Annotated in this window: 26 protein-coding genes; 11 read left to right on the top strand and 15 right to left on the bottom strand. The window is 67.6% G+C overall.

Features of this window, described 5'->3' with window-relative positions; all coding sequences use genetic code 11:
- Positions 1-11: 11 nt before the first annotated feature.
- Entirely contained in the window at positions 12-893 is an 882-nt protein-coding gene (locus AAHB16_RS28245) for a LysR family transcriptional regulator (protein ID WP_342052559.1), read from the top strand.
- Positions 894-960: 67 nt separating this feature from the next.
- Entirely contained in the window at positions 961-1869 is a 909-nt protein-coding gene (locus AAHB16_RS28240; RefSeq protein ID WP_150376994.1) for a LysR family transcriptional regulator, read from the top strand.
- A gap of 31 nt (positions 1870-1900) precedes the next feature.
- Here the strand turns inward: AAHB16_RS28240 and AAHB16_RS28235 are convergent, their stop codons facing one another.
- Positions 1901-2881, bottom strand: coding sequence for a zinc-binding dehydrogenase (locus tag AAHB16_RS28235; RefSeq protein WP_342052558.1), 981 nt, complete (start codon positions 2879-2881; stop codon positions 1901-1903).
- Between the two features lie 188 nt (positions 2882-3069).
- On the opposite strand from AAHB16_RS28235, the gene AAHB16_RS28230 reads away from it, so the two are divergent.
- The 3 genes from AAHB16_RS28230 to AAHB16_RS28220 are packed head-to-tail and all read left to right on the top strand — an operon-like array spanning position 3070 to position 5400.
- Entirely contained in the window at positions 3070-3840 is a 771-nt protein-coding gene (locus tag AAHB16_RS28230) for an SDR family oxidoreductase (RefSeq protein WP_342052557.1), read from the top strand.
- Positions 3841-3842: 2 nt separating this feature from the next.
- Entirely contained in the window at positions 3843-4820 is a 978-nt protein-coding gene (locus tag AAHB16_RS28225) for an AraC family transcriptional regulator (RefSeq protein WP_342052556.1), read from the top strand.
- Positions 4821-4878: 58 nt separating this feature from the next.
- Complete coding sequence (locus AAHB16_RS28220) at positions 4879-5400, top strand: DUF417 family protein (RefSeq protein WP_342052555.1); 522 nt, start codon at positions 4879-4881, stop codon at positions 5398-5400.
- Between the two features lie 19 nt (positions 5401-5419).
- Here AAHB16_RS28220 and AAHB16_RS28215 read toward each other — a convergent pair whose 3' ends face one another.
- The 3 genes from AAHB16_RS28215 to AAHB16_RS28205 all read right to left on the bottom strand — a co-directional run bounded on the left by AAHB16_RS28215 (position 5420) and on the right by AAHB16_RS28205 (position 8183).
- Positions 5420-6760 carry a type II toxin-antitoxin system HipA family toxin gene (locus tag AAHB16_RS28215; RefSeq protein WP_342052554.1) on the bottom strand — a complete coding sequence of 447 codons (1341 nt, stop codon included), beginning with the start codon at positions 6758-6760 and terminating at the stop codon, positions 5420-5422.
- Entirely contained in the window at positions 6757-7059 is a 303-nt protein-coding gene (locus AAHB16_RS28210; protein ID WP_223851654.1) for a helix-turn-helix domain-containing protein, read from the bottom strand. Before AAHB16_RS28210 ends, AAHB16_RS28215 begins: the two co-directional genes overlap by 4 nt.
- A gap of 116 nt (positions 7060-7175) precedes the next feature.
- Complete coding sequence (locus AAHB16_RS28205) at positions 7176-8183, bottom strand: zinc-dependent alcohol dehydrogenase family protein (RefSeq protein ID WP_342052553.1); 1008 nt, start codon at positions 8181-8183, stop codon at positions 7176-7178.
- Positions 8184-8386: 203 nt separating this feature from the next.
- Between AAHB16_RS28205 and AAHB16_RS28200 the strand changes: the two genes are divergently transcribed.
- A complete protein-coding gene (locus AAHB16_RS28200; RefSeq protein ID WP_150376987.1) occupies positions 8387-8635 on the top strand; it encodes a hypothetical protein in 249 nt (82 codons plus the stop codon).
- Positions 8636-8657: 22 nt separating this feature from the next.
- On the opposite strand, the gene msuE is transcribed toward AAHB16_RS28200, so the two are convergent.
- The 8 genes from msuE to kbl form a co-directional block, all read right to left on the bottom strand.
- Positions 8658-9224 carry an FMN reductase gene (gene msuE / locus AAHB16_RS28195; protein WP_150376986.1) on the bottom strand — a complete coding sequence of 189 codons (567 nt, stop codon included), beginning with the start codon at positions 9222-9224 and terminating at the stop codon, positions 8658-8660.
- 117 nt (positions 9225-9341) lie between these two features.
- Positions 9342-10754 (bottom strand): efflux transporter outer membrane subunit, encoded by a 1413-nt coding sequence (locus AAHB16_RS28190; protein ID WP_150377600.1) that lies wholly within the window; start codon positions 10752-10754, stop codon positions 9342-9344.
- 41 nt (positions 10755-10795) lie between these two features.
- Positions 10796-11719: an efflux RND transporter periplasmic adaptor subunit gene (locus AAHB16_RS28185; protein WP_191002314.1), complete on the bottom strand. Its 924-nt coding sequence runs from the start codon at positions 11717-11719 to the stop codon at positions 10796-10798.
- Entirely contained in the window at positions 11716-11940 is a 225-nt protein-coding gene (locus tag AAHB16_RS28180) for a DUF1656 domain-containing protein (RefSeq protein WP_150376985.1), read from the bottom strand. Before AAHB16_RS28180 ends, AAHB16_RS28185 begins: the two co-directional genes overlap by 4 nt.
- Positions 11937-14042 carry an FUSC family protein gene (locus AAHB16_RS28175; protein ID WP_342052552.1) on the bottom strand — a complete coding sequence of 702 codons (2106 nt, stop codon included), beginning with the start codon at positions 14040-14042 and terminating at the stop codon, positions 11937-11939. Before AAHB16_RS28175 ends, AAHB16_RS28180 begins: the two co-directional genes overlap by 4 nt.
- A gap of 5 nt (positions 14043-14047) precedes the next feature.
- Positions 14048-14512, bottom strand: a complete 465-nt coding sequence (locus tag AAHB16_RS28170) for a MarR family winged helix-turn-helix transcriptional regulator (protein WP_150376983.1) — start codon at positions 14510-14512, stop codon at positions 14048-14050.
- Positions 14513-14700: 188 nt separating this feature from the next.
- Positions 14701-15645: an NAD-dependent epimerase/dehydratase family protein gene (locus tag AAHB16_RS28165; protein ID WP_150376982.1), complete on the bottom strand. Its 945-nt coding sequence runs from the start codon at positions 15643-15645 to the stop codon at positions 14701-14703.
- Positions 15645-16844, bottom strand: a complete 1200-nt coding sequence (gene kbl / locus AAHB16_RS28160) for a glycine C-acetyltransferase (protein ID WP_150376981.1) — start codon at positions 16842-16844, stop codon at positions 15645-15647. The genes AAHB16_RS28165 and kbl overlap by 1 nt, the downstream gene beginning before the upstream one ends.
- A 94-nt stretch (positions 16845-16938) precedes the next feature.
- Between kbl and AAHB16_RS28155 the strand changes: the two genes are divergently transcribed.
- A complete protein-coding gene (locus AAHB16_RS28155) occupies positions 16939-17544 on the top strand; it encodes a helix-turn-helix domain-containing protein (protein ID WP_150377596.1) in 606 nt (201 codons plus the stop codon).
- A 4-nt stretch (positions 17545-17548) separates the two neighbouring features.
- On the opposite strand, the gene AAHB16_RS28150 is transcribed toward AAHB16_RS28155, so the two are convergent.
- The 3 genes from AAHB16_RS28150 to AAHB16_RS28140 are packed head-to-tail and all read right to left on the bottom strand — an operon-like array spanning position 17549 to position 19965.
- The gene (locus tag AAHB16_RS28150; RefSeq protein ID WP_342052551.1) at positions 17549-18184 is read right to left on the bottom strand and encodes a flavin reductase family protein; all 636 of its coding nucleotides are present in this window, start codon (positions 18182-18184) and stop codon (positions 17549-17551) included.
- 1 nt (position 18185) lies between these two features.
- A complete protein-coding gene (locus AAHB16_RS28145) occupies positions 18186-18965 on the bottom strand; it encodes a GntR family transcriptional regulator (RefSeq protein WP_223851652.1) in 780 nt (259 codons plus the stop codon).
- Between the two features lie 31 nt (positions 18966-18996).
- Positions 18997-19965, bottom strand: a complete 969-nt coding sequence (locus AAHB16_RS28140) for a polysaccharide deacetylase family protein (protein ID WP_150376979.1) — start codon at positions 19963-19965, stop codon at positions 18997-18999.
- Between the two features lie 277 nt (positions 19966-20242).
- Here AAHB16_RS28140 and AAHB16_RS28135 point away from each other — a divergent pair, with 277 nt between their 5' ends.
- From AAHB16_RS28135 to AAHB16_RS28120, 4 genes are read left to right on the top strand one after another with little or no spacing between them, the layout of a single operon-like run.
- Positions 20243-21433: an ABC transporter substrate-binding protein gene (locus tag AAHB16_RS28135; RefSeq protein WP_411859861.1), complete on the top strand. Its 1191-nt coding sequence runs from the start codon at positions 20243-20245 to the stop codon at positions 21431-21433.
- A 31-nt stretch (positions 21434-21464) separates the two neighbouring features.
- Positions 21465-22343, top strand: coding sequence for a branched-chain amino acid ABC transporter permease (locus tag AAHB16_RS28130; RefSeq protein WP_150376978.1), 879 nt, complete (start codon positions 21465-21467; stop codon positions 22341-22343).
- Complete coding sequence (locus AAHB16_RS28125; protein ID WP_342052550.1) at positions 22340-24967, top strand: branched-chain amino acid ABC transporter ATP-binding protein/permease; 2628 nt, start codon at positions 22340-22342, stop codon at positions 24965-24967. Before AAHB16_RS28130 ends, AAHB16_RS28125 begins: the two co-directional genes overlap by 4 nt.
- The gene (locus AAHB16_RS28120) at positions 24964-26562 is read left to right on the top strand and encodes a gamma-glutamyltransferase family protein (RefSeq protein ID WP_342052549.1); all 1599 of its coding nucleotides are present in this window, start codon (positions 24964-24966) and stop codon (positions 26560-26562) included. The genes AAHB16_RS28125 and AAHB16_RS28120 overlap by 4 nt, the downstream gene beginning before the upstream one ends.
- Positions 26563-26608: the final 46 nt, after the last annotated feature.

The following is a 26608-nucleotide window of genomic DNA, read 5'->3' as shown; positions in this document are numbered from 1 at the left end:
GGCGTTGCGCCATGGAATGGAGCGACATCCGGATCTTTCTGGCCATCGCGCGGGCGGGCACGCTGCAGGGTGCCGCGCGCGCGACCGGGCAGACGCAGCCGACGATGGGCCGCAGGTTGCGCGCGCTCGAGGAGGCCGTCGGCCACGCGCTGTTCCAGCGCACCGCCGACGGGCTGGTACTGACCGACGAAGGGTCCGCGATGCTTGGCCATGCCGAGCGCATGGAGCAGGAAGCGCTGGCGCTCGAGCGCACGCTCGCCGGCCATGACGACGTGCTCGAGGGCACGCTGCGCGTGTCGTCGTCCGACTGGTTCGGCGTGTATGTGCTGGCACCGGTCATCGCGGCCTTCGTGCAGGCCCACCCGCGTGTCAGCGTGGAACTGCTGACCGAGTCCCGGCTGATGGACCTGTCGCGGCGCGAGGCCGACCTCGTGTTCCGCATCCTGCCGTTCGACGCGCCCGATATCGCGCAGCGGAAACTCATGCGCATGGAGTACGGGCTATATACCGCGCGCGATGCCGCGGCGCCGACACCGGGCGATGGCACGGGCATCGGCCTCATCACGATGGACACCGCGTTCGCGGACCTGCCCGACGTGCAGTGGCTCCATGCGCGGCTGCCCAACGCGCATGTCGTGTTCCGCAGCAACAACCGCGAGGCGCAGGCGCGCCTGTGCGCGGCTGGCGTCGGCGTGGCCGTGCTGCCCTGCCTGCTGGCCGCGCGCATCGACGGCCTCCGGCGTATCGACACCGACACCTACGCCGACACCGACACCGACACCGCGCCGCCGGGCCGCGACGTGTGGGTGGGCTATCACAAGGACCTCCGGCGCGTGCCGAGACTGCGCGCGCTGCTCGATGCCACGATTGCCGCGCTGGGCACGGAAACCTGACGGCGCAAGCCGGGCGGTCAGTGGTTACACTGGCGGCTTCACACTACGTTTGGGTTGGGGCACGCGAATGGGTCGGCTGGAAGCAATCCGGATCTTCACGAAAGTCGCGGAAACACAAAGTTTCTCGAAGACGGCGGATCTCATGGATATCCCCCGGGGGTCGGTCAGCCGGACCATCCAGACGCTCGAGGAGCAGCTCGATGTGCGGCTGCTGAGCCGCAGCACGCGCCAGGTCAGCCTGACCGATGCGGGCAAGCTCTATTACGAGCGCTGCCAGCAGATCCTGACGGACCTTGCCGAAGTGGAAGCGCAGCTGACCCACGCGCGCACAGTCACGCAAGGCACGGTGCGCATCGATACGTCCGGCTCGATTGCAAGATCGCTCGTGATTCCCGCGCTCGAGGCGTTCTACGCCGAGTATCCCGATATCGATGTGCGGATCGGCATCGCCGACCGCAATATCGACCTGATCCAGGAAGGCGTCGATTTCGTGATCCGCGCGGGCGAGCTCGAGGAGTCGAGCCTCGTGGCCCGCCGCATCGGCGATGCGCGCATTACCACCTGCGCGTCGCCGGCCTACCTGAAGCGGCATGGGGTGCCGCGAACCATCGCCGACCTCGAGCATCACGTCGCCGTCAACTACGCCTCCCCTCGCACGGGACGCATCCTGCCATTCGAGTTTATCGACGATGGCCGCCCGGTTGCCATTGCCATGAAGGGACGGCTCGCCGTCAACGAGGGGGCCGCCTATATCGAGAGCGCGGTACGCGGGCTCGGCGTCATCCAGCCCACACGCTTCTATGTGGCCGAGGCCGTCCGCGAGGGCCGGCTCGTCGAGATCCTGCAGGATGCGAGAACGCTGACCACCCCGCTATCGATCGTCTATCCGAATCGCAACCATATCAACTCGGCCGTGCGCACGTTCATGGACTGGCTGGCGGAGACGCTGCGCGCGAACCCCGATATCGAGGGCTGAGGGGGCCCCGGTCAGGCGCCGTCAGGCGCCGTCAGGCATCGTCGTGCACCACGACCATCTTGCCTTTCGCTTCGTTCGCTTCCATCACGCGATGCGCCTCGCGCACCTCGTCGAAGCGGAAGATACGCGATGGCTTTGCCTGGTACCGTCCCGCCGCGACGTCGGCCGCGATGGCCTGCAGCGGAACATCCGAGACCGGAAACTGCGGCGAGCCGAACACGAAGCTGCCGAAGAACGTCAGGTAGACGCCGCTCGCCATCTGCAGCAGCGGATTGAAGTCGGGAATCGGATCGAGGCCGCCCAGCCAGCCGGCAAGGCATACCTTGCCGCCGCGCCGCACGATCCTGAGCGAATCGAGTACCACGCTATTGCCGACGAGATCGAGCACGGCGTCGATCTGGCCCTTGTCGGCAAGCCGCTCCGATAGCCGCGGGCTCTCCAGCTCGCATCGCATGACGCCCATGTTCCGCAGCTTCTCGAACTGCGTGTCGTTCACGGCGGTGGCGATCACCTTTGCGCCGGCAGCCACCGCGAGGTTCACCGCCGCGAGCCCGAGTGACGAGGTGGCGCCGCGGATCACCAGCGTCTGGCCCGCCTGGAGGTCGAGGTTGCGGAACAGGGTCGTCCATGCCGTGGCATAGGTGATGGGCAGCGCGGCCAGCTCCGCCCACGGCAGATCCGACTCGATGGCCGCGACGTTGTTGACGGACGCGAGCGTGTATTCCGCATAGCTGCCGTTGATCGTCCTGCCCAGGCCGCCCATGAAGGCGGCCACCTTCGTCCCCACCGCGAACTCGCCGCCCGGGCACGCTTCCACGATGCCCACGCATTCGATACCGCTCACGGGCGCTGCCTCGGCCCATTCCCCCCGGCGCATATGCATCTCCGCGTGATTGATGCCGAACGCCTTGATCCTGATGAGCACCGTGCCCGGCACGGCTTCGGGTTTCGGGATATCGCGGTACTGCAGGGCGTCGAGCCCGCCGAATCCATCGAGAACGATTGCTTTCATGGTGCCTCCTGAGCGACTGTGTTGGAGGCTCCATCCTAGTTGTCTCGCGTAACTTTTCAATCGTTAATTTGATGGTTACGCCGAAAACGGACGAAGAACACCGTTGCATTCCTGAGCACAATCGCGGCGCCCGTTGCGATTACATTGGCCCGCATCACAACATGCTCGATGCATCAGGGAGATCACTCATGTCGGAATCGGTTGCCATCGTGACGGGCGCCAGCTCGGGTATCGGCAGGGCGACGGCCTTGCGCCTCGCACGCGACTTTGCAAACGTGGCCATCGTCGCGCGCGCCGGCGAACAACTTTCCTCCGTTGCCGCGCAGATCAGGGCGCTCGGCAGCACACCCCTCGTCGTCGACCTGGACCTCATGGAGCCCACAGCGGGCGACATCGTCGTGACACGCACGCTCGAGCGCTTCGGTCGTATCGATGCCTTGCTCAATATCGCGGGAGCGGTCCCCGGCGTGGACGTGCTGCGGATGACCGACGCACAATGGCAGGCGGGCATGGAACTCAAGTTCCACGGCGCGCGGCGCCTGACCATCGCGGCGTGGCAGGCGCTGAAGATATCGCGCGGCGCGGTGGTGTTCACGTCCGGGACGGCGGCCGTCACCCCGAAGCCGGCCGCCGCTGCCGTGGGCGCCATCAACGCCGCGATCGAGGCGCTTGCCAAGGCTTTCGCCGAGCGCGGTATCGAGGACGGCGTGCAGGTCAACAGCATCTCCCCCGGCGCGATCATGACCGGGCGCCGGCTCGGCATGCTGGAGAACGCAGCCGCCGCAAAGGGCGTGACCATCGAGCAGGCCAGCGCGGCGTTCCTCGCACAGGCCGGTATTGCGCGCTTCGGTGAGGCGGCCGAGATTGCCGAGGCGATGGCGTTCGCGGTGTCGCCGGCGGCCCGGTGGATGACCGGTACGGTACTGCGTATCGACGGCGGGGAAGTGAAATCGGTGTAACGATGGACTGGCTGAGCAACCTTCTCGACATCATGCGCGTCAGGGGCCGTCTGGAGGTTCGATGCCTCTACGGCGCGCCATGGCGCGTGAACTACGCGCCCTCGTCGGCCGGGGAAATGCCGTTCCACGTGATCGTGGCCGGCACCGCCATCTTCGAGGACGGCAAGACGCGATACCCCCTCCATGCGGGAGACATCGTGATCCTGTCCCATGGCGACGCGCATTTCCTGCATGACGGAAGCGGCAGGGATCCATTGGCCGTGCGCAAGCGCGATGCCTCCCATATCGTCGTCAGCGAGAATCCTGGCGCGGGCGAACGACTCGATATGCTGTGCGGCCGCTTTATCGTGGACCCCCAGCACGAGCGGCTGGTGCGTCGATACCTGCCTGCCGTGCTCATCGCCCGGGGTGCCGCGCCGCCCTTGCCCGCACCGACAGCGACCGCCGCGAAAGTCATGGGCCTGGTCGGCCTGATGCGAGACGAGTCGGCCGCCGACGCGCTCGGCGGCATGGCGATGCTCAACGGCCTGTCGTCCGCACTGTTTGCGCTCGCCTTGCGGCTGGCCAGCGAGTCGGAGGCGCCGCCGGCTGGCCTGCTGTCGCTGGTGGGCTATCCGAGGCTGGCGCCTGCCCTGATGGCCATGTTCGACCGTCCGTCCCATCCCTGGACCGCGCCGGCGCTGGCCGCGCGTTGCAACATGTCGCGCGCGACGCTCCTGCGGCATTTCCAGGAAAAGATCGGGCGTTCCCCGAGCGATCTGCTGACCGATATCCGCATGGCGTTGGCCGCGGACGCCCTGCGCGCATCGACCGCTTCCACGGAAGCGATTGCCGAGCGCGTCGGCTATCAGTCCGTCGCGGCCTTCCGCCGCGCCTTCAAGGACCACATGGGCGCAACGCCCGCCGAATGGCGCCGCGCGGAAGCAGAGCGGGAAGTCATTGATACTTTCGAGCATGCCGTCGATCCGCGCGAGCCTTAACCGGCTGGGGGCGGGCAACCATACTGCGTTCACCCTCAACGCAATATGGAGAACGAACATGAACGCCGTTCTGGACAAACTGAACCGATCGGTCCTGCTGAAGAGCAACCTCGACTACCACCTGCTGCGCGCCGCGATGGTGATCATCTTCGCGTGGTTCGGCTACGACAAGTGGTTCGAAGCGGTCATCACCGGACTGCTACCGCTGCTCACGCATGGCCCGATGACGTTCTGGATGATTCCCCTGCTGGGCATCAAGGGCACCAGCATCCTGCTGGGCACCGCGGAATGGACCTTCGGCACGCTGATCTTCCTGGGCTTCTGGAACAAGAAACTCGGCGCGCTGGGCGCACTCGGATCGACCTTCACGTTCATCACGACGGTCACGATCATGCCGTTCGCGCCCGATGCATGGGAGCAAGGCGCGGGCGGTTTTCCCGCCATGACGATCGTGTCGGCCTTTCTGCTGAAAGACCTCGTGCTGCTCGTGGTGTCGGTGTATCTGCTGAAGCAGGACGTGTCGCGCGTGGTGGCCTCGCACGCGGTGTCGGCGAACGGCGCGCGGGCCCGGGCCGGCTGATGCGTCTCCACACGGAACGTCAGCGCGACGTCCGCGGCCTGCCGGCGCTGGCCAGCGGCAGCGTGGCCAGCCGCTCGGCAATCACGCCGCGGATCGGCTGCGGCGCATCGAGCGTGTTCAGCAGCGCGGGCCAGTGCGCATGCGCGAGCGCCACGGCCTCTTTCACCGCGGCCGTGGCGATGCGTTTCGGAACACCGGCCTGTTCCGCGATGCGCTCGTAATCGGCGAGCGTCTCCTGCCGCTGCCGCGCGTCGATCGCCACGTTCTGTCCATAGGACGTGAAGTTCGGCAGCGCGGCCACGCACACGATGTCGTACGCGGGAGACAGCTCGGGCAAGCGGCCGTTGTGATAGATCACCGAGAAGTTCTTGAGATGCGCGTCGCTGTTGCCGATCAGCGTATTGACGGCCTGCCGCAGAAAGAACTGGCGCACGTTCTGCACGCCGCTCGGGCTCAGGCGATAGAGCACGGCCACGAGCCGGACATAGGCATCGGCATTGGCGTACTTGCGGCTAGGCATCCGGCCCAGCATCTGGCAACCGTCCTCGGCGTGGACGCGGCCACCGGGGCCGCGGTCGAAACGATCCACCGCGAGGTAATGTAGCCCGCGACCCGGCAGGCCATCGCCCAGCGACGCCGCGAGGCCGTCGACGTCGATGCTCGACATCGGCAGCACCTGGATCGGCGCGATATTGACGCCCGCCGCCGCGGCCAGCTGCATCGAGACGAACTCGTTGAACACCTGCGCATCGTCGTTCTTCGCCGGTAGCTTGGCGATGATGTCGGACACCTTGCCGTGGGTCGGCAGCGTGTACCGCTCCCCCTTGCGCACGGTGGAAAGCGCGAGCTTGTTCTGCACGCCCGAGACCGATGCCGCGCCCTCCGTCGCGCCTTCCACGACCGCGATCTCGAGATTGTCGGCGCCGCCCGTCACGCCGTAGGTGCGAACGTATTCGGGTAGCGCGCCGATATCGGCCGGCACCACCACGACCGCGCCCGGCAGGTCGTTGCCCGCGGACGCGAGCACGCCGAAATCGTCCTTGTCTTCAGGATTGGCCCGCGTGGCCTCGAGGCGCTGGCGCAGCTCGCCCTCGGGCAGCAGGCCCGCAAAGTAGGGCGGCAGCTCGGCGCCGGTGTTGTAGATCGCCGGGTGGAAGGGGTTGTCGAGGACCTCGGAGGTGGCCGCGCGGCCCGCTTCGGTCGGCACGGTGATGGACAGGCTCAGCGTGGGCCGGTCGGCATCGCCGCGGAAGGCCTCCGACGGGACGAAGCGCGTATTGCCGCCGGCTTCGCACAGGTAGCCGCAGAGCCGGTCGTAAAGCCGGACTTCGAGGAAGCGCGGATGCAGTTCGAAGCTCATTCGGCGGGCTCCCGGCCGGGGCTCAGAAACACGTCGAGCGACGAGCGGGCGGCGCGGTCGGGCCCGGCGCCCTTCCCTTCGAGCACCTGCCGGACCTCCATCAGCCGCTCCCGGGGCACCATCACCCATTCGGCATCCATGGCGGCCGCAAGCGCCTCGAAGGTCGAGGCGCGGCTGTCCTTCTTGCCGCGCAGGATCGCCGACAGATTCTGCGCGGCCATGCCTACCATGCGGCTCAGGTCCGCGATGGTGATGCCCCGCTGGCGCCGCATGGCCTGCGACTGTGAAAGTAATGACATAGCATTCTTTTCCGTGCAAAACGCTTCTATAGTATGTGCCAGCCGTCGAGCGAAGGCAAGGCGAAAAACAATACTATCGAATACTATTCTACCGGAAACAATGCTATCGCATTGCCTTATCGGGGCGCATAGCCATCCACGACGACCTTGCCGCGCGCCGTGCGGGATTCGAGCGCGGCATGCGCCGCATTGGCATCGTCGAAGCCGAAGGTCCGCGGGTCCATCAGCACGGCCAGCTTGCCCGCTTCCGCGAGCCGCGCCGCCTCCCGCAGGATCTCGCCATGATGCGCACGGCCGCGGCCGGTCAGCAGCGGCAACAGCGTGAAGACGCCCGAGTACGTCGCGGCGCGGAACGACAGCGGCGCCAGCGCGTGCGTGCCCCAGCCCAGGCAGCTGACCACGTGGCCGCCGTAGGTCCGCGCGGCCGCGAACGACGCATCGAGCACCGCGCCGCCCACCGTGTCGTAGACCACGTCGAAGCCTTCGCCGCCCGTGAACTGCTGCACGTAGTCGGCCACGGTACTCGCCTCGTGGTCGATGAACGTAGCGCCGAATTGCTCGATGACCGCGCGCTGCGAGGCCTTGCCCGTGGCAAACACCTGCGCCCCGGCCGCGCGCGCCAGTTGCACCGCGATATGGCCGACGCCGCCCGCGCCGCCGTGCACGAGCACCTTGTCGGCGGCTTTCACGCGCGCGCGGTCGATCAGTCCCTCCCACGCGGTAATGACGATCAGCGGCAACGCCGCGGCCTCGCGCATCGACAGGCCGGCCGGCTTGTGCGCCAGCAGCGCGGCATCCACGGCCGCGTACTCGGCCAGCGAGCCTTGCACGCCGCCGACGCCGCCCGTCATGCCGAACACCGCATCGCCGGGACGAAACTCGCTCACGCCCTCGCCCAACGCTTCGACCGTGCCGGCCAGATCCAGCCCGAGCACGGCCGGCAACGGCTGCCGCGCATGCGCGGCAGCGCCCGCGCGAATCTTGGTATCGAGAGGATTGACCCCGCTCGCCGCAATGCGCACGAGCACCTGACCCGGTCCCGCGACGGGACGCGGCAACGTGACCCGGCGCAGCGGCGCGCCGGCCTGTTCGACGACAAGCGCCTGCATGGTGATCTCTGACATGTTCGACTCCTCGATGTGGATGACACCATTGTTGGTGCCGGGAGCCGGACCGTAAATCGACGTTACTGCATGCGGGTCATGCGGAATTGTTGAGCGGGCGGGGGGAGAAGCCGCGGAGGGGCGCCGCCTGCAATGGCGTGACGCATGCACTATGCTGAAGCGGCATTCCCCGAATGCCGTTTCGTCACGACAGGAGACCGACAATGCGTACCACCACCCACATTCTCGCTTCGCTCGTGCTGCTTGGTGCGAGTGGACTGGCACTCGCCCACAACTGTCCCAACGAGATGAAGGCCATCGACGCCAAGCTGTCGACCAAGCCGGCGCTCTCGCCGGAGGACCAGGCCAAGGTGACCAAGCTGCGTGCAGAGGGCGAGGCGCAGCACAAGGCCGGCAATCACGATGCTTCGATGAAGTCCCTCGGCGAAGCGAAGAAGATTCTCGGTATCTGAGAACGCAGAGACCGCAGGAACGCTATGCCACGCGCCGCAGCGGCTGGCGCGCGGCGTCGGCGAACAGCGGCGCGGCGCGCTCGGCCGCAAGGCGGATGCGTTCCTGCAGCGCGGGGCTGCCCACTTCGTAGCCATTGAAATCGGCCGTCGACGCATACACGCCGATCGGCAGCGACAGGGCCTGCAGGAAACCGAACAGCGGACGGAACTGGTGCTCGAGCACCAGCGCATGGCGATCGCTGCCGCCGGTCGCGGCCAGCAGCACAGGCTTGTCGATCAGCGCGTTCATGCCGACCAGATCGAACAGATGCTTGAAATGGCCCGGGAACGACCCGCGATACACGGGCGCCGCGGCAATCAGCAGATCCGCCGACTCGATGGCCACCAATTGCGCCTCGATCTCCGCGGGCAACTCGTCACGCGACAGCGCCGCGCCCAGCGGGCGCGCGATCTCGGCCAGGTCCACGACCTGCGCCTCCACGACAAGGCTTTGCGAAAGTTCGGCCAGCAGGGCCTCGACGAGCACGCGCGTGCGCGACGGTTGATAGGCGCTGCCGTTGACGGCAACGACTTTGAGCGGCTTAGCCACAGATTTCTCCGAATTCGGCATCAAGGTGATCTACCTTAACGCAGCGGGTCGGGCGGATGAACGAAGCAAAACGACTAAGGATAGAAGGCCCGGGTTGTCCACACCGGGCCGCCTGCCTCACTCCTTTTCCGCGATCTTGTGTTCCTCGATCTTCGGCGGGTTTTGCCAGCCGCCGCCCAGCGCCAGGAACAGGTTGATCTGGTCCATGGCCACCTGCGCGTCGGACGCGGCCAGCGTGGCGTCGTTGTTGGCCAGCGTGCGGTCGGCGTCGAGGGATTGCAGGTAGGGCGAGCGGCCCGCCTGCCAGAGCTGGCGGTTCTGCCCTGCGGCAGCCTCCGACTTGTCGCGCGCGGCGCGCAGGGAATCGTTGCGCTCCAGCTCCCGCGTGTACGACGACAGCGCGGTCTGCGTTTCGCGCAGGGCCTTCAGGACCACGCCGTCGAACTTGGCGAGCGAGCCGTCCGCACCAGCTTCCGCGCCATGAATGCGCGCGCGCACCCCGTTGGTCGGCAGATTCCACGTGATGCCGGGACCGACGCTCCAGTGCGCGGTCTGCGACTGCCCCAGATGTTCGAGGATGCCCGAGAAGCCGGCCGACGCGCCGATGCTGATCGACGGATAGAGGTCGGCCGTGGCCACGCCGATGCGGGCCGTGGCATAGGCGAGTTCGCGCTCGGCCTGACGGACGTCGGGACGGCGCTTGAGCAGCGCGGCGCCATCGCCGACGGGCAGCGGCTGACGCAGCTTCGGCACGGCGGTACAGGCGACGGCCGACGCGTCGAGCGCGGTGGGCGGCTTGCCGATCATCACGGCCAGGCGATACGCCGCGACTTCCTGCTGGTCCTTGAACCTCGGCAGTGCGGCACGCAATGCCTCGGCCTGCGCCTGCGCGCGCAGCACATCGACGGGCTGGCCGCGACCCGCGTCGGCAAGCCGGCGCGACAGCTTGACCGCATCTTCCTGCAGCGCCAGCTGATGCTCGGCGACATGCAGTTCGTGCGTGGCCGTGCAGCCCTGCACGTACGCGCGCACGGTCTCGGCCACCACGCCGACGCGGGCCTGGTCGAGCGCGGCCTGGCTGGCCTGCGCGTTGGCCAGCGCGGCCTCGTCGGCGCGCGCGAGCTTGCCGAAGAAGTCGATCAGGTACGACACCTGGAAGCCCGTATCGCCGAAATTGAACACCGGCACCTTCTCTTCATGCAGCAGCGGCTCGGCCGCCACCAGTCCGCGGGCCACATCGGCGTGGACCGAGCCCTGCACGAGGTTCTCGGATTCCACCTCGTGATAGAGCGCGATCGCGCGCCGCAGATTGGCCGCGGCCACGCGCAGGTCCGTATTGGCGACGAGCGCTTGCTTCACGAAGTCGTCGATGCGCGGGTCGTCGTAGAGACGCCACCAGTCATCGGGCACCGGCGCGAGGGCGACAGCCGGGCTATCGACATCGAATGGACCGTTGGCTGCCTTGTTGTTGACGACCGCATTCTCGGGCACCTTGTAGTCGGGCCCCACGGTCACGCATGCCGCCAGCATCGACGACAGCACCACCGAGGCCAGGACATGAACGACGGGTTTCACTTCGATACTCCAGTAACGTCGGAGGCCGCGCCTTGAGGCGACTCGGCCTTCTTCTCTTCTCCACGCACCGTGACCGTGACCGTGCGTCCCGCGATCAGGCGGATATCGTCCGGCATCGGGTCGAACACCACGCGCACCGGTACGCGCTGCGCCAGCCGCACCCAGTTGAACGTCGGGTTCACGTTGGGCAGCAGGTTCGCGCCGGTGGTGCGGTCGCGGTCCTCGATACCGGCCGCGATGCTGAGCACGCGGCCATGCAGCACGCGCGACTCGCCCATGACGCGCATATCGACCGGCGAGCCGATATGGATGCCATGAAGCTTGGTTTCCTCGAAATACCCTTCCACGTGGTACGAATTCACATCGACCATCGCCAGCACCGGCCGGCCCGTGGTGGCGTAGTCGCCAAGACGCGGCAGCTTGTCGTTGACGTAGCCATCGACGGGGCTGATCACGCGCGTGCGCTGGAGGTTCAGCCTGGCCACGTTGATCGCGGCTTCGGCCTGCGCGAGGCTGGCTTCCTGCTGCGCCACCCTGGCAAACCCTTCTTCGACGACTTCCTTCGACACCACGTCCGCCAGGGTCTGGCTACGCTTCGCTTCGCGCCGCGACTGCGCCAGCGTGGCGCGAATGGACGCGGCCGTGGCCTGCGCCTGTTGCAGCGCCAGCGCATAGCGATCGGTATCGATCTCGAACAGCACCTCGCCCTGCTTCACGCGCTGGTTGTCCTTGACGTTGACGCGCGTGATCAGCCCCGACACGTCGGGCGCCACCTGCACGATGTCCGCGCGGATATGACCGTCCCGCGTCCAGGGGGCCACCGTGTAGTAGTCCCACAGATGCTTGACGACGACCGCGCCGACCGCGACCACGGCCAACGTGAGCACAACCGGCCCGATGGAAGATATTTTTAGTTTCATGATGAGAACAGCGGCGCAAACGAGGGCGCAAAATAGACCACCCCACCCAGGATGATCACGTAGAGAGCAAGATTGAACAGGGACCTGTGCCACACGAGCCGGTAGAAGCCCACGCGCACGAACACGGCGCGCACCACCGACATGAGCGCGAACGCGACGAGCATCCATAGGAGCAGGACGGGCACGAACACGCCGTAGACATTGATTTCACCGGGGGTCATGGCTTTACGGGTATGGGAGCCGGCAATACCGCCGGCGGGAACATCGACACATGCATCTCGACGAGCGCGGACAACGCGATGGGCGAGCGCACCAGCGATTGCGCGCGCGACAGGCGCGTGCAGAGCGCGGGGGGCGGCGCCTCGAGCTTGCCCTTGAGCCGCGCTTCGTAATAGCCGGCGACACTGCGTAACACGCGGCGCACCGCATGCTGCTGGCTCGGTTCGAGATTCGGCAATTCGCGCTGGAGCGCGAGCGTGCTGAGCTCCACGCGCACTTCGTTGAAACCGTCCGAGGACACCTCGCTGGCGCTGGCCGCAAGGCGCGGCACGAGCTGCGACACGCGGTCCAGCATGCGCGCGCGAAACTGCGTGTGTTGCAGCGTCTGCCTGCCCGGATCGCCGTCGTTCGCATGATCGGCGATATCGCGCCAGCTCGCGCGCACCAGCCGGCGCACCGCGGCCTGCGTCCCGAACGGGCGCACCGTCAGCGTCCATAGCAGTGCGAACAGAATGCCCGCGATACCCGCGATATTGCCGTTGAAGAACGTCGTGAAGTTGGCGCTGTACGCGCCCTGGACGCCGATGTCGGTCGCGGTCACCACGCCGAGCGCAAGGCCGATCGGCGCGAAACGCGGCTGCGCGATCAGCAGCCCGATGCCAAGGAACGGAATCGCGAAAGAGATCACGAGCAGTTCGTAGTTCTGGGCGATGGGCAGCACCGCGAACAGCAGCACCATCGCCATCACCACCGCGGCGACGTTCGCGTTGAAGAAGCTCTGAATCATCGGCGCGGGCTCATCGGCCGCCGCGAAGAAGCAGCATGCCACCGCGCCGAGCGCCACGGCGCCCGCGCCATCGGACCAGCCGCTCCAGATCCAGATCATCCCCATCAGGAAGATGCCGAGCGCGATCGTGCCCGTGGAAAACAACAGCATGCCGTGGTCGTAGTGGCGGGCGCCGCCCACTTCCCAGCGGCGGAACGCGGGCACCCAGCCGGCCATCGGTTCATAGGCGCCCTTGTCGCGGCGGCAGATCGCATTGCGCAGCGACACGCAGTCCTGCCACAGGGCGACCATCTGCTGGAGGCGATCGGTCGCGGCGGTCAGCATCGCGGCGTCCCAGTTGTCGGCGTCGCGCGGATCGACCGCGTCGGGCGCGGATGCCGGTTGCACGGCGGTCGTATCGGCGGGGATGGCCGCTGCCTGATCGGCCGCCATGGCGGCCCGCCTGCCCGCGGACAGGTCACCGATCGTCGGTGCCGGCGCGGGCGCACCGGCCTGAATCCAGTCCGACACCGCGCGCATGCGCGCGGCCAGCGCTTCCGGCACGCCGCGATGCGCCTGCATCGACTCGACGATCGCGGCCAGCGACGACAGCACGGGCAGCAGCATCGTCATGCGGCCGCGCAGTTCGCGCGCCGCGCGCACGCGGCCGGCCGAGTCGGTGTCATAGGACAGCTGGCTGATCAACTGGTCGAGCGCAAGGATGTCGGCGGCAAGCTTGTGCCGGCTCTTGTGGCGCGTGGCGCGTGCCTGCGGGTTGGCGGAGAGCATATCGGTCGCCCACACCGCGGCATCGGTCATCCACTGCCGCGTGCGATCGCCGAGCACGGCCGTCACGCTGGTCGGGAACAGCACCGCGCCGACGACGCTCGCGCAGACGATACCGATGCAGATTTCCTCGGAACGCGCGATGGCCACGTCGAAGATACCGGACGGATTGTCGACGGTCGGCAGCGCGATAAGCGCCAGCGTATAGGCCGCGAGCATGAAGACATAGCTGCGCGGCGTGCGATCCATGAGCGCGAGATACAGCAACGCGCCCGCCCACAGCGATACCACCGCCATCAGCAGCGGCGGCGCATTGACGAGCATCGGCACGAACGCTACCGCCGCGGCCGCGCCGATCAGCGTGCCGAGCACGCGGTACAGCGCCTTCGAACGCGTGGCGCCGGTCAGCGGATGCGCGACGACGTAGACGGTCGCCATCGCCCAGTACGGACGCGGCAATCCCATATAGAGCGCAATCCAGAGCGCGAGCATCGAGGCGATGAACGCCTTGACGGAGAACAGCCAGTCGCGCGCGGAAGGCCAGTTCGGCATGACGCTCAGGCCTCCGCCTTGCCCGTGCCGCCGGCCGCCGCCGCGGCGCGTGCAAGGGCCTCGAGCACGCGCAGCGTCGCGGCCATGTCTTCGGCGCTGATGTCCGCGAAGACCTCGGCGCGCAGGTTGCGCAGGGCTTCCTCGATCTCGATGGCGGCGGCGTCGCCCGCTTCCGTGAGCGAGAGGCTGTTGGCACGGCGATCGTGCGGATCGACCTCGCGCCTGGCCAGCCCCGCCGCGCAGAGCTGATCCACGAGCCGCACGAGGGTGGCCCCCTCGACGCCCACGTAGTCGGCCAGCGTCACCTGCCGGACGCCACCGCCGAGGCGGCGAATAAACAGGAGCGGCGCGGCCGCGGCCGCCGACACGCTGTGATGGGCCAGCGCGTGGTGGCTGATCTGTCGCCATTGTCGGCCGGCCAGCATGAGCTGTCCGGTGAAGGCGAAGCGAAGGGCGTCTATCTGTTTCATGGGCAGAATGATAGGCGCAACATTATTAGAATGCAAACTATTTCATATGGAATAGTTTGAATGCATATAGATCGATGGTTCGCCTGACGATGCATTTTGGGCGCACAAACGCCTGTCCGCGAAACACAGATGCCGAAAAAAAGGGCGGCTACAGTGGCCGCCCTTTCAGGTTAGTCAAATCGCGGGAACTACGTCCGCAAGCTGCGCAGCATGTCCTCGACCATCGCATCCAGACTGAATTCCGGCTGCCAGCCCCAGTCCGCGCGCGCCGCGCTGTCGTCGATCGAGTCGGGCCAGCCCGAGGCGATCGCCTGCCGGTAATCGGGCGCGTAGCGGATCTCGAAGCCCGGCTCGCGCGCCTGGATGGCGGCCGCGATCTCGGCGGGCGTGAAGCTCATGCCGGCGAGGTTGTAGCTGCCGCGCTCGCGCACGGCCTCGCGCGGCGCCTCCATGAGTTCCAGCGTGGCACGGATGGCGTCGGGCATATACATCATCGGCAGGCGCGCATCGGGCTCCAGGAAGCACGTGTACGGCTCGCCCTTGACCGCCGAATGGAAGATATCGACGGCGTAGTCCGTGGTACCGCCGCCGGGTGGCGTCTTGTGGGAGATCAGGCCCGGGTAGCGCACGCTGCGGACATCGACGCCGTGGTTCTCGAAATACCAGCGGCACCACCCTTCCCCGGCCAGCTTGGAGATGCCGTACACGGTCGTCGGCTCCATCACGGTCTTCTGCGGCGTGTCGACCGCGGGCGTGGTTGGGCCGAACGCGGCGATGGAACTGGGCCAGAACACGCGCTCGATGCCATGCTGGCGCGCCAGCTCCAGCACGTTCAGCAGCCCGTTCATATTGAGGTTCCACGCCCACTGCGGCGCCTTCTCCCCCGTGGCCGACAGCGCCGCCGCGAGCAGGTAGATCTGCGTGATGCCGTGGCGCTCGACCACCGTGAGCAGTTCGCCCCGGTCGGTCACGTTGAGCATCTCGTGCGTCAGATGGAGATGGCGGCCCGTGGGCACCACGTCCGAGGTAATCACGTTCTCGCGGCCATGGCGTTCCGCCAGCGCGGTCGCCAGTTCGGAACCGAGCTGCCCGTTCGCGCCGATGATCAGGATCCTGGGTGGAACATTCGGCATCAGATCAGCTCCAGCTCGCGTCCGGCTTGCGCGAACGCGTCGAGCGCGCGCTGCAGCGTGGCCTCGTCATGGCTGGCGCTCATCTGCACGCGAATGCGCGCCTGGCCCCGCGGCACCACCGGGAAGAAGAAGCCGACCACGTACACGCCCAGTTCCAGCAGCCGCTGGGCCAGCGCCTGCGCGCGTTCCGCGTCGTACACCATGATCGGGATGATCGGATGGTCGCCAGGCTTGATATCGAACCCGAGCTTGCCGAGGCCCGCGCGGAAGAACGCGGTATTGCGTTCGAGCCGGTCGCGCAGCTCGGTGCTCGCTTCCAGGATGTCGAGCACCTTCAGGCTGCCGCCCACGATCGCCGGCGCCACGGTATTGGAGAACAGATAGGGCCGCGAACGCTGCCGCAGCAACTCCACGACTTCCCGCCGGCCGCTCGTGAAGCCGCCCGACGCGCCGCCCAGCGCCTTGCCGAGCGTGCCCGTGATGATGTCGATCTTGCCAAAGACGCCGCGCGCCTCGTGCGTGCCGCGCCCGCGCGCGCCCATGAAGCCGCTGGCATGGCATTCGTCGATGCCGAGCAGCGCGCCATACTCGTCGCAGATCGCGCGGATCTCGTCGAGCCGTGCCACCGTGCCGTCCATCGAGAACACCCCGTCCGTGAACACGAGCTTGTGCCGCGCGCCGTCGGCCGCCGCCTGCGCGAGTTGCGTGCGCAGGTCGTCGAGGTCGTTATGGTCGTAGCGATAGCGGCGCGCCTTCGACAGCCGGATGCCGTCGATGATCGACGCATGGTTCAGCGCGTCGCTGATAACGGCGTCTTCCGCGCCGAGCAGGGTCTCGAACAGCCCGCCATTGGCATCGAACGCCGAACCGTAAAGGATCGTGTCTTCGGTGCCCAGAAAGCGCGCGAGCCGCGCCTCCAGTTCCTTGTGCACATCCTGCGTGCCGCAGATAAAGCGCACCGAACTCATCCCGTACCCATGCGTGCGCAGTGCTTCGTGTGCCGCTTCCAGCACGCGCGGGTCGGACGACAGGCCCAGATAGTTGTTCGCGCACAGGTTGATGACCTCGCGCTGGTCGGCGGTGCGCACGACGGCGCCCTGCGGCGTGGCGATGATGCGCTCGGACTTGTAGAGTCCCGCCTCGCGGATGGCGTCCAGTTCCGCGCGGACGGACGCGTAGAAAGCCTCTGCACTCGACATGCGCTGACTCCCGGTGGTAGTGTCTGGGTCACTCGATCGATAAATCGAACGAGTTTCATATAACGAACAATTCGTGCACTATACAGAACGAAAAGTGGCCGCGCAACCTCCCCAGCTTCCCCCCTCCGCCTCATCCGACGGCCCGCCGGCAGTCGGCACCGCGCTGCAGTCGCTACGCCAGAGCCAGCAGTTGTCGCTGGACGAGCTGTCGCGCCGCGCCGGTGTCTCCAAGTCTATGCTGTCGCAGATCGAACGGAACCTCGCCAACCCGACCGTGGCTGTGTTGTGGCGGCTGGCCAATGCGCTGGGCGTGAGCCTCACGGATTTTCTGGAGAACGGCGGCGCGGAACGCCCCGCACCGGCGATCGCCGTGGTGCAGCAGCATGCGATTCCGGCGCTCAAGAGCCCCGACACCCGCTGCGAATTGCGGATTCTCGGCCCGATCGAGCTGGCCGGACGTTTCGAATGGTATGAACTGACGATCCAGCCCGGGGGCGTGCTGGCATCGGACCCGCATGAGGCGGGCACGCAGGAGCACCTGTCGGTGCTGTCGGGCGCGATGACGGTGCGCGCCGGCGACGACGAGAAGAAGCTGCGGCATGGGGAAACGGCGCGCTACGGCGCCGACCTGCCCCATGCGATTTCGAACCCGGGCAAGACCGTGGCGACGGCCATGCTCGTGGTCATGCATCCCGCCTGAGTCGCTACATTTCGTCGATGGCCGTGGATACGGCCGGCTTGCCGGCGCTCTGCTCGAGCGAGAACCGGTCGCGCGTCGTCACGTAGAAGCTCGCGCCGAACCGTCCGACCGGGAAATAGTCCTGCAGCCGCACGCGCCACGTCTCGGTATCGATCAGCCCTTCGCGCGCATGCAGCCGCAGCACGCGGCCGATGAAGATCTGGCGGCTTTCGGTCGCCAGCGTTTCCCATAGCCGGCATTCGAATGCCACCGGTGCCTCGGCGATACGCGGGGGCGCCACCGCCGTGCTCGGCGCGCCCGTCAGGCCCACGTGCGCCAGCTCGCTCACGTGCGGGGGCAGGCGTTCGCCGCAGCGATGCATCTTTTCCGCCATCGGCTCGTCGCTCAGGTGCACGACGAACTCGCCCGTGCGCTCGATATTGGCGGCCGTATCCTTCTGCGCGCCATCGCCGAGCCGGTTGACGCTGATCATCACGATCGGCGGTTCCTCGCCCAGCATGTTGAACATCGAGAACGGCGCCGCGTTGGCGGTGCCGTCGGGGCCGAGCGTCGTCACGAGCGCGATCGGCCGCGGCACGATCAGGCTCGCCATGAGCTTGTAGCGCTGGTATTCGGTAATGGCTTCGAAATCGACTTCCATATCAGCCTCCGAGTCCGAGCATCTGCGCGAGCGATTTCTCGCCCTGCATGCGCGACGTCTCGATGCGCTGCTCGAGGTCGTTCAGGTGCGCCTCCATGAGCGCCACCGCGCCGGCCGCGTCGCGCGCCTCGATGCATGCCACGATCGCCGCATGCTCGTCATGCTCGCACGGCGCATGTCCCGGCGGCTCGTACAGGCCCACGATGAGCGAGCAGCGCGAGACCAGTTCGGTCAGGTAGCGCTGCAACACGGGATTGCGCGCGAGCGCGGCAATGCGCAGATGAAAACCGCTGGCCAGCCGCGCCCACGACGGCTGGTCGAAGCGATGCATCGCATCGTGTTCCTCGTCCAGCTGCCGGCGCAGGTCGCGCAGGTCGGCGGCCGTCACGCGCTGGACCGCCAGTTCCACGAGCACGCGCTCCAGCGCGCGGCGCGCTTCGAAGATCTGGCTCGTTTCCTCGGGCGTCGGCTCGGCGATGACCGCGCCGCGGTTCGGACGCAACGCGACGATGCCGTCGTGCGCAAGCTTCTCCAGCACGCGCCGCACCACCGCGCGGCCCACGCCGAACAACTGGCACAGTTCGGGTTCGGGCAGCTTGGTGCCCGGCGTCAGGCGATGGTTGAGCACGCCGTCGAACACGGCGCGATAGATGCGGGCGTCGACGCTGCCCTCGTCGTTGCTCTCGCCGCCATCGCCCACGTCCTCGTCGGACGGGTCCGGCTTGCTGGCGGACTTGTTGGCAGGCTTGACGGCGGGACCCAGCGAGGCTTTGGCAGGCATGGAAGGCATCGGGAAAATATTCGCCATGATATTAGCGTGAAGCCGCGAGCGCAGTCTGCGCGCGGGCAAGCGGATACTGCTGGTCCATGACGTCGCAGATCGCGCCCGGCGTGGTGAACCACACCTCCCCCTGCGCGCGGCGGGCAGCGATATGCGCGAGCGCGCGGCGCAGGTGCCGCAGCCGATAGGGCTGTCCCACCAGATAGGGATGCAGCGCGATGCCCATCACGAGCGGCTGCGGATGCTGCGGATGATTCGCCTGCATCAGCATCTCGTCGAACTGGTCGATGATCATGTCGGCGAACGCGGCCGCGTCCATTTGCCGCGCGATGATCATCGGAATGTCGTTGAGCTCCTGCGGATACGGAATCGACCACAGCGGGCCGCCACGCGTCTCCATCCGGATGGGCCGGTCGTCGTGGGCCCAGTTCAGCGTATAGCGATAGCCGGTCTCGGCGAGCAGGTCGGGCGTCTGCAGCGTCTCCGAGATCCACGGCGACAGCCAGCCCGCCGGCGCCACGCCCGCCTGCGCGCGGATGCGCGCGCGGCAATGCTCGAGCAGCGCGCGCTCGCCCGCCTCGTCGAACTCGCTCTGGCGGTGCGCGTTCGTGTGGCCATGGCCGATCAGTTCGTCCCCGCGCGCGACGCAGGCATCGATGACCTCGGGGCAATGGTCGTAAAGCGCGGTGTTGAGCAGCACGCCGGCGGGCATCTCCAGCTGGTCGAACAACTCCAGGCACCGCCATACCCCGACGCGGTTGCCGTATTCGCGCCAGCTGTAGTTGAGCACGTCCGGCTGCGGCGAGACGGGCCCGAGATTGGCGCCGAGGCCCTCGCCGAACGCGAAGTGCTCGATGTTGAAGCCGAGGTACACGGCGAGGTTCGCGCCGTTGGGCCAGCGAAAGCGGTCCACGTCGGTGATGGGCCGGTACGGAAAGCGGCCGTGCGTGCGGAGCGGGCCAAACGAGGGGCCGAAAGTCGGACTGGAGGGATGCGTCATGGACGGATTGCCTTGTTTATCTGGGGAATGTCGCATTCGGAGGCATGGGCCGCCCCGTTCTGGCTCATCGCGCACCAGCAACGTGCGCGCAATCGGGGCAAATCTTCGTATGCAACAGATCGTACGGATCGTTCGCAAAAACCAAGCCAGATCGTCTACACGTTGATGCTGTTGGTGTTTGCGGCTTATGCACGGTTTCGCAGACGTGTGTGGCATGGCTCTTGCAATCGGAGGGCTCGCTAACCGATTGCCCATCCATCGTCCTCCGGAGATCACCATGTCCCAACTTCAACGCCCGGCCCGCCGCGCCATGCTCACGGTCGCCGCAGCCGCCTGCGTGCTCTGCGCCCTGCCCGCCCACGCCGCCGACACGATCAAGATCGGCCTGATCACCGCGCTCTCGGGCCAGTCCGCCCGCGCCGGCGAAGCGCTGACCCGTGGCATGACGATCGCCATCGACGAGATCAACGCCAAGGGCGGCCTGCTCGGCGGCCGCAAGCTCGAACTCGTGCGCCGCGACGACGAAGGCAACCCCGCCAAGGGCGTGCTGGCCGCGCGCGAGCTGATCTACAAGGAGAAGGTGGCGGTGCTGTTCGGCGGCCTCGATACGCCGGTCTCGATGGCCATCGTGCCCATCGCGAACCAGGAGAAGGTGCCGTTCGTGGGCCCGTGGGCCGCGGGCACGCCGATCACGCACAACGGCGCGAATCCGAACTACGTGTTCCGCGTGTCGGCCGTGGATGAAGTCGTGGACAAGGCCATGCTCCAGTACGCGCAGAAGGCGTTCGGCGCCAGCAAGGTGGGCCTGATCCTTGTGAACAACCCGTGGGGCGAGTCGAACGAGAAAGGCATCGTCGCCGCGCTGACGGCCAAGGGCATGAAGCCGGCCGGCATCGAGAAGTTCGAGGCCAACGACGTGGACGTGGTGCCGCAGCTGGGCCGCCTGAAGGCCGCGGGTGCCGATGTGCTGCTGATGGTCGGCAACGTGGGCCCGTCCGCGCAGGTGGTCAAGTCGCTCGACCGCATGGGCTGGAAGGTGCCGGTGGTATCGCACTGGGGTCCGGCCGGCGGCCGCTTCACCGAACTCGCGGGTCCCAACGCGAAGAATGTCCACTTCGTGCAGACGTACAGCTTCTTCGGCCAGCAGACGCCGGTCAGCACACGCGTGGTCAACGCGCTCAAGGCCAAGTACAGCGACGTCAAGGGTCCGGACGACATCACGCCGGCCGTCGGTGTGGCCAACGCCTACGACGCCATGCAGCTGGCCGGGCTCGCCATCGCGCAGGCCGGCAGCACCAAGGGCGATGCGATTCGCGAGGGCTTCTACAAGATCGACCGTTACGAAGGCCTGATCAAGACCTACGTCAAGCCGTTCAACGCGCAGACGCATGACGCGCTGAGCGAGAACGACTACGTGTGGGCGCAGTTCATCGACAACCGCATCGTTCCGGTCGGCAGCACGAAGTAATCGGCGCAACCGAAGTTATCAAGGATTCACCATGCTTTGGATTTCCGCGCTGATCAGCGGGCTGGGCCTGGGCAGCATGTACGGGCTCATGGCACTCGGCTTCCACATTACCTACGCGGTCTCCGCGACGGTCAACTTCGCGCAGGGCAGCTCGATGATGCTCGGCGCGGTGCTGACCTACACTTTCGCGCAGACGCTGGGCTGGCCGATGCCGCTCGCGATCGTGCTCGCACTGGCACTGTGCGCGCTCTATGGCCTCGCCGTCGAGTTCCTCGCGGTGCGGCCGTTCGCGAGCCGCGGATCCAATGCATGGCTGATGGCCACGGTCGCGCTCGGCATCGTGCTCGACAACGTGGTGATGCTCTGGTTCGGCACCGAGCCGCGCAGCCTGCCGTCGCCGCTGGCGATGTCGTCGCTGCAGCTCGGCGACACGGGCGTCGGCGTCTATCCGCTGCAGCTCGTGATTCCCGTCGTGGGCCTCGCGCTCGCGGCCGTGCTGCACTACGTGCTGCGCCGCTCGCGCTGGGGCGTGGCAATGCTGGCCGTGGTGCAGAACCGCGACGCCGCACGCCTGATGGGCATTCCCATTCGCCGCACCATCGCCGTGGCCTTCGCGCTGTCGACGCTGCTGGCCGGCGTGGCCGGCGTGCTCATCGCGCCGCTGTTCAACGTGCAGGCCGACATGGGCACCGTGTTCGGTCTCAAGGCATTTGCCGTGGCGATTCTCGGCGGTCTGTCGAGCGCCTGGGGCGTGATGATCGCGGGCCTGATCTTCGGCGTCGCGGAAGCGCTCGTCACCGCCTCCCTCGGCTCCAGCTACACGCAGATCATCACGTTCGCGCTGGTGATCGCGCTGCTCGCCCTGCGCCCCGATGGCCTGTTCGGCCGCGCGGAGGTTCGCAAGGTATGAACTCGCCCGCTTCCCAATCGATGACGTCTTCTTCCGCTGTGACTGGCTCCCAGGCCATCGTTTCCGCGCCGCTCAGGGCGCCGCTGCTCGGCCTCGGCTCGGCATGGCAGATCGGCGCCGTGTGCGCGTCGCTGCTGGCCGCCGCGGCGCTCGCCCTCACGCTCAACGGGTATTTCGTCTTCGTCATTGCCGGCGTGGCCATGCTCGCGCTGTGCGGCGTGGGCCTGAACCTGCTGCTGGGCCTGACCGGGCAGGTGTCGTTCGGCCACGTCGGGTTCTATGCGATCGGCGCCTATACGGTCGCGATTCTCACGGGGCAGTTCGGCTGGTCGTTCTGGGCCGCGTGGCCCGTGGCCACGCTGCTCGCCGCCGTGCTGGGCGCCCTGCTCGCGCTGCCCGCGCTGCGCGTGAAGGGGCCGGGCCTCGCCATGGTCACCATCGCGTTCGGCTTTATCGTCGAGCATGGCGCGGTCGAATGGCGCGCCATTACCGGCGGCCAGAACGGCCTGATGGGCATTGCGCAGCCGATGCTGCCCGGCGTCGAGGGCGGCGAACGTGCGATCGCCCTCATCGCCATCGTCGCGCTCGGCATCGCCGTCGCCGGCTATGCGCGCATCTCGCGCGGCAGCTGGGGCGCGGCGATGCGCGCGGTGCGCGACAGCGAAACCGCCGCCGCGTCCATCGGCATCGACCCGCTCGTGGTCAAGACCGTCGGCTTTGCGTGCTCGGCCGCGCTGGCGGGCCTTGCCGGCGGTCTGTTCGCGCCGCTGCAGGGGATGATCACGCCGGGCATGTTCTCGTTCCTGCAATCGATCCTGTTCGTGCTGGTCGTGATGATCGGCGGCGCGGGCACGGTGGCCGGGCCGCTCGTAGGTGCCGTGGTCGTCGGCCTGCTGCCCGAGATGCTGTCGAGCCTCGAGAACCTGCGGCTGCTGTGTTTCGGCCTGCTGCTGCTCGTGGTGCTGTGGGTGGCGCCGAGCGGCATCGTGGGCGTGGTGGTCGATATCTTCCGCCGCTTCCGTGCGCCGGGCGCGCAGGCGGGCCCACATGCGGAGGGCCGCCATGCGGGCGATACCGTCTCGCTGCCCGCGCGCGCGCCCGAGTCGCGCCGCGGCCTGTCGGCGCTGGGCCTGTCGATGGTGTTCGGCGGCGTGCGCGCGGTGGACAGCCTCTCGTTCGAGCTGCCGGCCGCCAGCGTCACGAGCCTGATCGGCCCGAACGGCGCCGGCAAATCGACGGTGCTCAACATGCTGTCGGGCTACTACCATCCGCGCGAAGGCGGCCGCCGCCTCGGCGCGGCGCCGCTCGACTCGCGCGGCGCGTGCCATAGCGCGCGCCAGGGTATCGCGCGCACCTACCAGACCACGCAGCTGTTCGCGGGCATGAGCGCGCTCGACAACGTTGCCATCGCGCTCGCGGGCGGCCGCCTGGGCACGCTGTTCGGCATCGCGCGCTTTACCGCGCCGGCCGTGCGCGAGCAGGCGCGCGCGCTGTTGCGGGCGTGCGGTTATGCGGGCGACCCCGACACGAGCGCGGCCGATCTCGCGCACGTCGATCGCCGCCTCGTGGAGATTGCCCGCGCGCTGGCCACGCAGCCGTCGGTGCTGCTGCTCGACGAACCCGCGGCCGGTCTCTCGCGCGAGGACAAGGCCACGCTCGGCGCGCTGCTGCGCCGCATCGCGGACAGCGGTGTGGCGGTGGGCCTCGTCGAACACGATATGTCGCTCGTGATGGATGTCTCCGACGGCATCGTCGTGATCGATGCGGGCCAGCGGCTCGCGATGGGCACGCCGGTCGAGATCCGCAACGATCCGTCCGTACGGCGCGCGTATCTGGGCGAAGCGTCCGCGACGCCCGTGCGCTCGCGCTCCCGTAGCGCCGCCGCGGACCAGCTTCCGCCCGAGGTGCTCGGCGTGAGCGCGCTGCGCGCGGGCTATGGTGCGGCACCCGTGCTGCACGACGTCGATCTGCAGGTGCGCGAGGGCGAGATGGTCGCGCTGCTCGGCGCCAATGGCGCGGGCAAGTCCACGCTGATGCGCGCGCTCGCGGGTCTGCATCGGCCCGTGAGCGGGGGCATCACGTTCGACGGCACCGATCTCTCGCGTCTCGATGCCGCGCGCATCGCGGAAATGGGCGTGGTGCTCGTGCCCGAAGGCCGCCAGGTCTTCCCCGAACTTTCGGTGCTCGACAACCTGCGCCTCGGCGCATTTCCGTCGGGCCGCATAACGCGCGCCGAGATGACGCAGCGCGTGGAGTCGATGTTCGCGCGCTGGCCGCGCCTGCGCGAGCGCCAGCACCAGCGTGCCGGCCTGCTGTCCGGCGGCGAGCAGCAGATGCTGGCCGTGGCGCGCGGACTGATGTCGCGCCCCACGGTGATGCTGCTCGACGAGCCCTCGCTGGGCCTCGCGCCGAAGGTCATCGACGAACTGTTCGCGTCGCTGGACACGCTGCGCGAGTCGTCGATGACGATCCTGCTCGTCGACCAGATGGCGGCGCTCGCGCTGTCGCTGGCCGATCGCGCCTACGTACTGGAAGAAGGCCGCGTGGTCGCGAGCGGTCCCGCCGAAGCGCTGGCGAAAGATCCGGCGCTCGTACAGGCTTATCTCGGAGGTCACGACGCATGACAGGCACGCTCGCTCACTCCACCCGGGGCATGGTCACGAGCCCGCACGCGCTGGCGAGCGAAGCCGGCGCGGCGATCCTGCGCGCGGGTGGCAATGCCATCGAGGCGGCGATCGCGATGGGCGCGACGCTGGCCGTCACCTATCCGCATTTCACGGGACTCGGCGGCGATGCGTTCTGGATCGTCAGCGATCGTGACGGCAATGTGCAGGGGCTCTCCGGTATCGGGCAGGCCGCGATGACGCCCCCCGCCTATGACGGCGCGATTCCCGTGCGCGGGCCCGGCTCCGCGCTGACCACGGCAGCCACCGTCGATACGTGGGATCGCGCGTTTGCGCTGAGCCGCGATCGCTGGGGCGGCAGGCTCGCCTGGCCGCGGCTGTTCGAGGCCGCGATCGCGCATGCGGATGCGGGATTTCCGGTCACGCCGTCCCAGCGCTTCTGGCAGGACTTCCGCGCCGGGGAGCTGCGCGCGCATCCGGAGCAATGGCCCGGTTTCGCGGCAACGTTCATGCCGGACGGACGCATGCCCGAAGTCGGCGAAACGCTGCGGCAGCCGGCGCTTGCGCGCAGCCTCGCGCGCATTGCCACGCATGGCGCGCGCGAGTTCTACGAAGGCCAGCTTGCCGAGCGCATCGTCGCGGGGCTGCAGGCCGCGGGGTCGCCGCTGACGATGGCCGATCTTGCCGCGACGCGCGCGCGTGAAGAAGCGCCATTGCGCGTACCGTACCGCGGGGGCGAGTTGCTGAGCCTCGCGCCACCCACGCAGGGCATTACCACGCTGCAGATCATGGGTATTCTCGACCGGTTCGATGTGGCGAGCGTGACCGAGGGCAGCGCCGACTACTACCATCTGCTCGTGGAGGCCGTGAAACAGGCATTTATCGAACGCAACCGGTATGTCGCGGACCCCGAGTTCGCCGACGTTCCCGTTGCGGCGATGCTCTCGCGCGAACGGCTCGATACGCTGGCCGCGCGCGTGGACCGCGCGCGGGCGCTGCCGTGGCCGCATGTGTATCAGCATGGCGATACGGTCTATCTGGCGGCGGCCGATAGCGAGGGACGCTGCGTGAGCGTGTTGCAGACCGTGTATTTCGACTGGGGCAGCGGTGTCGTGGCGGGCGACACCGGTATCCTGTGGCACAACCGGGGCGCGGCCTTCAGTCTCGCGCCCGGTCATCACAATGCGCTCGCGCCGGGCAAGCGGCCGTTTCACACGCTCAATCCGGGGATGTATCTCAAGCAGGGGCGGCCCTGCCTGCTCTATGGCACGCAAGGTGCGGACGGACAGCCGCAGACGCTGTCCACGGTGCTCACGCGGCTGATCGACCATGGCATGAATCCGCTGCAGGCGCTCTCGCAGCCACGGTTCCTGCTGGGGCGGACGTTCTCCGATACGCGCGATACGCTCAAGCTCGAGGCAGACGCGGGTGACGGCGTGATGACGGCATTGACGCGCCTGGGCCATGAAATCAGCCCGATTGCCGCGCAAAGTCCGCTTGCCGGACATCCTGGCGTCATAGCGATCACGCACGATGACTATCGGCTGGCCGGCGCGCACGATCCGCGCAGCGATGGGCTGGCCATCGGTCTCTGAGAGGCACAGAAACTTTTCGCAGATCTTTATGCAAAGGCCCTGCGTT

This window comes from Cupriavidus sp. OTU4054 (assembly GCF_038440175.1).
Taxonomy (GTDB): Bacteria; Pseudomonadota; Gammaproteobacteria; order Burkholderiales; family Burkholderiaceae; genus Cupriavidus; species Cupriavidus pauculus_D.
Note: the sequence above shows the minus strand (reverse complement) of the source record. Positions and strands in the feature narration are given on the sequence as shown.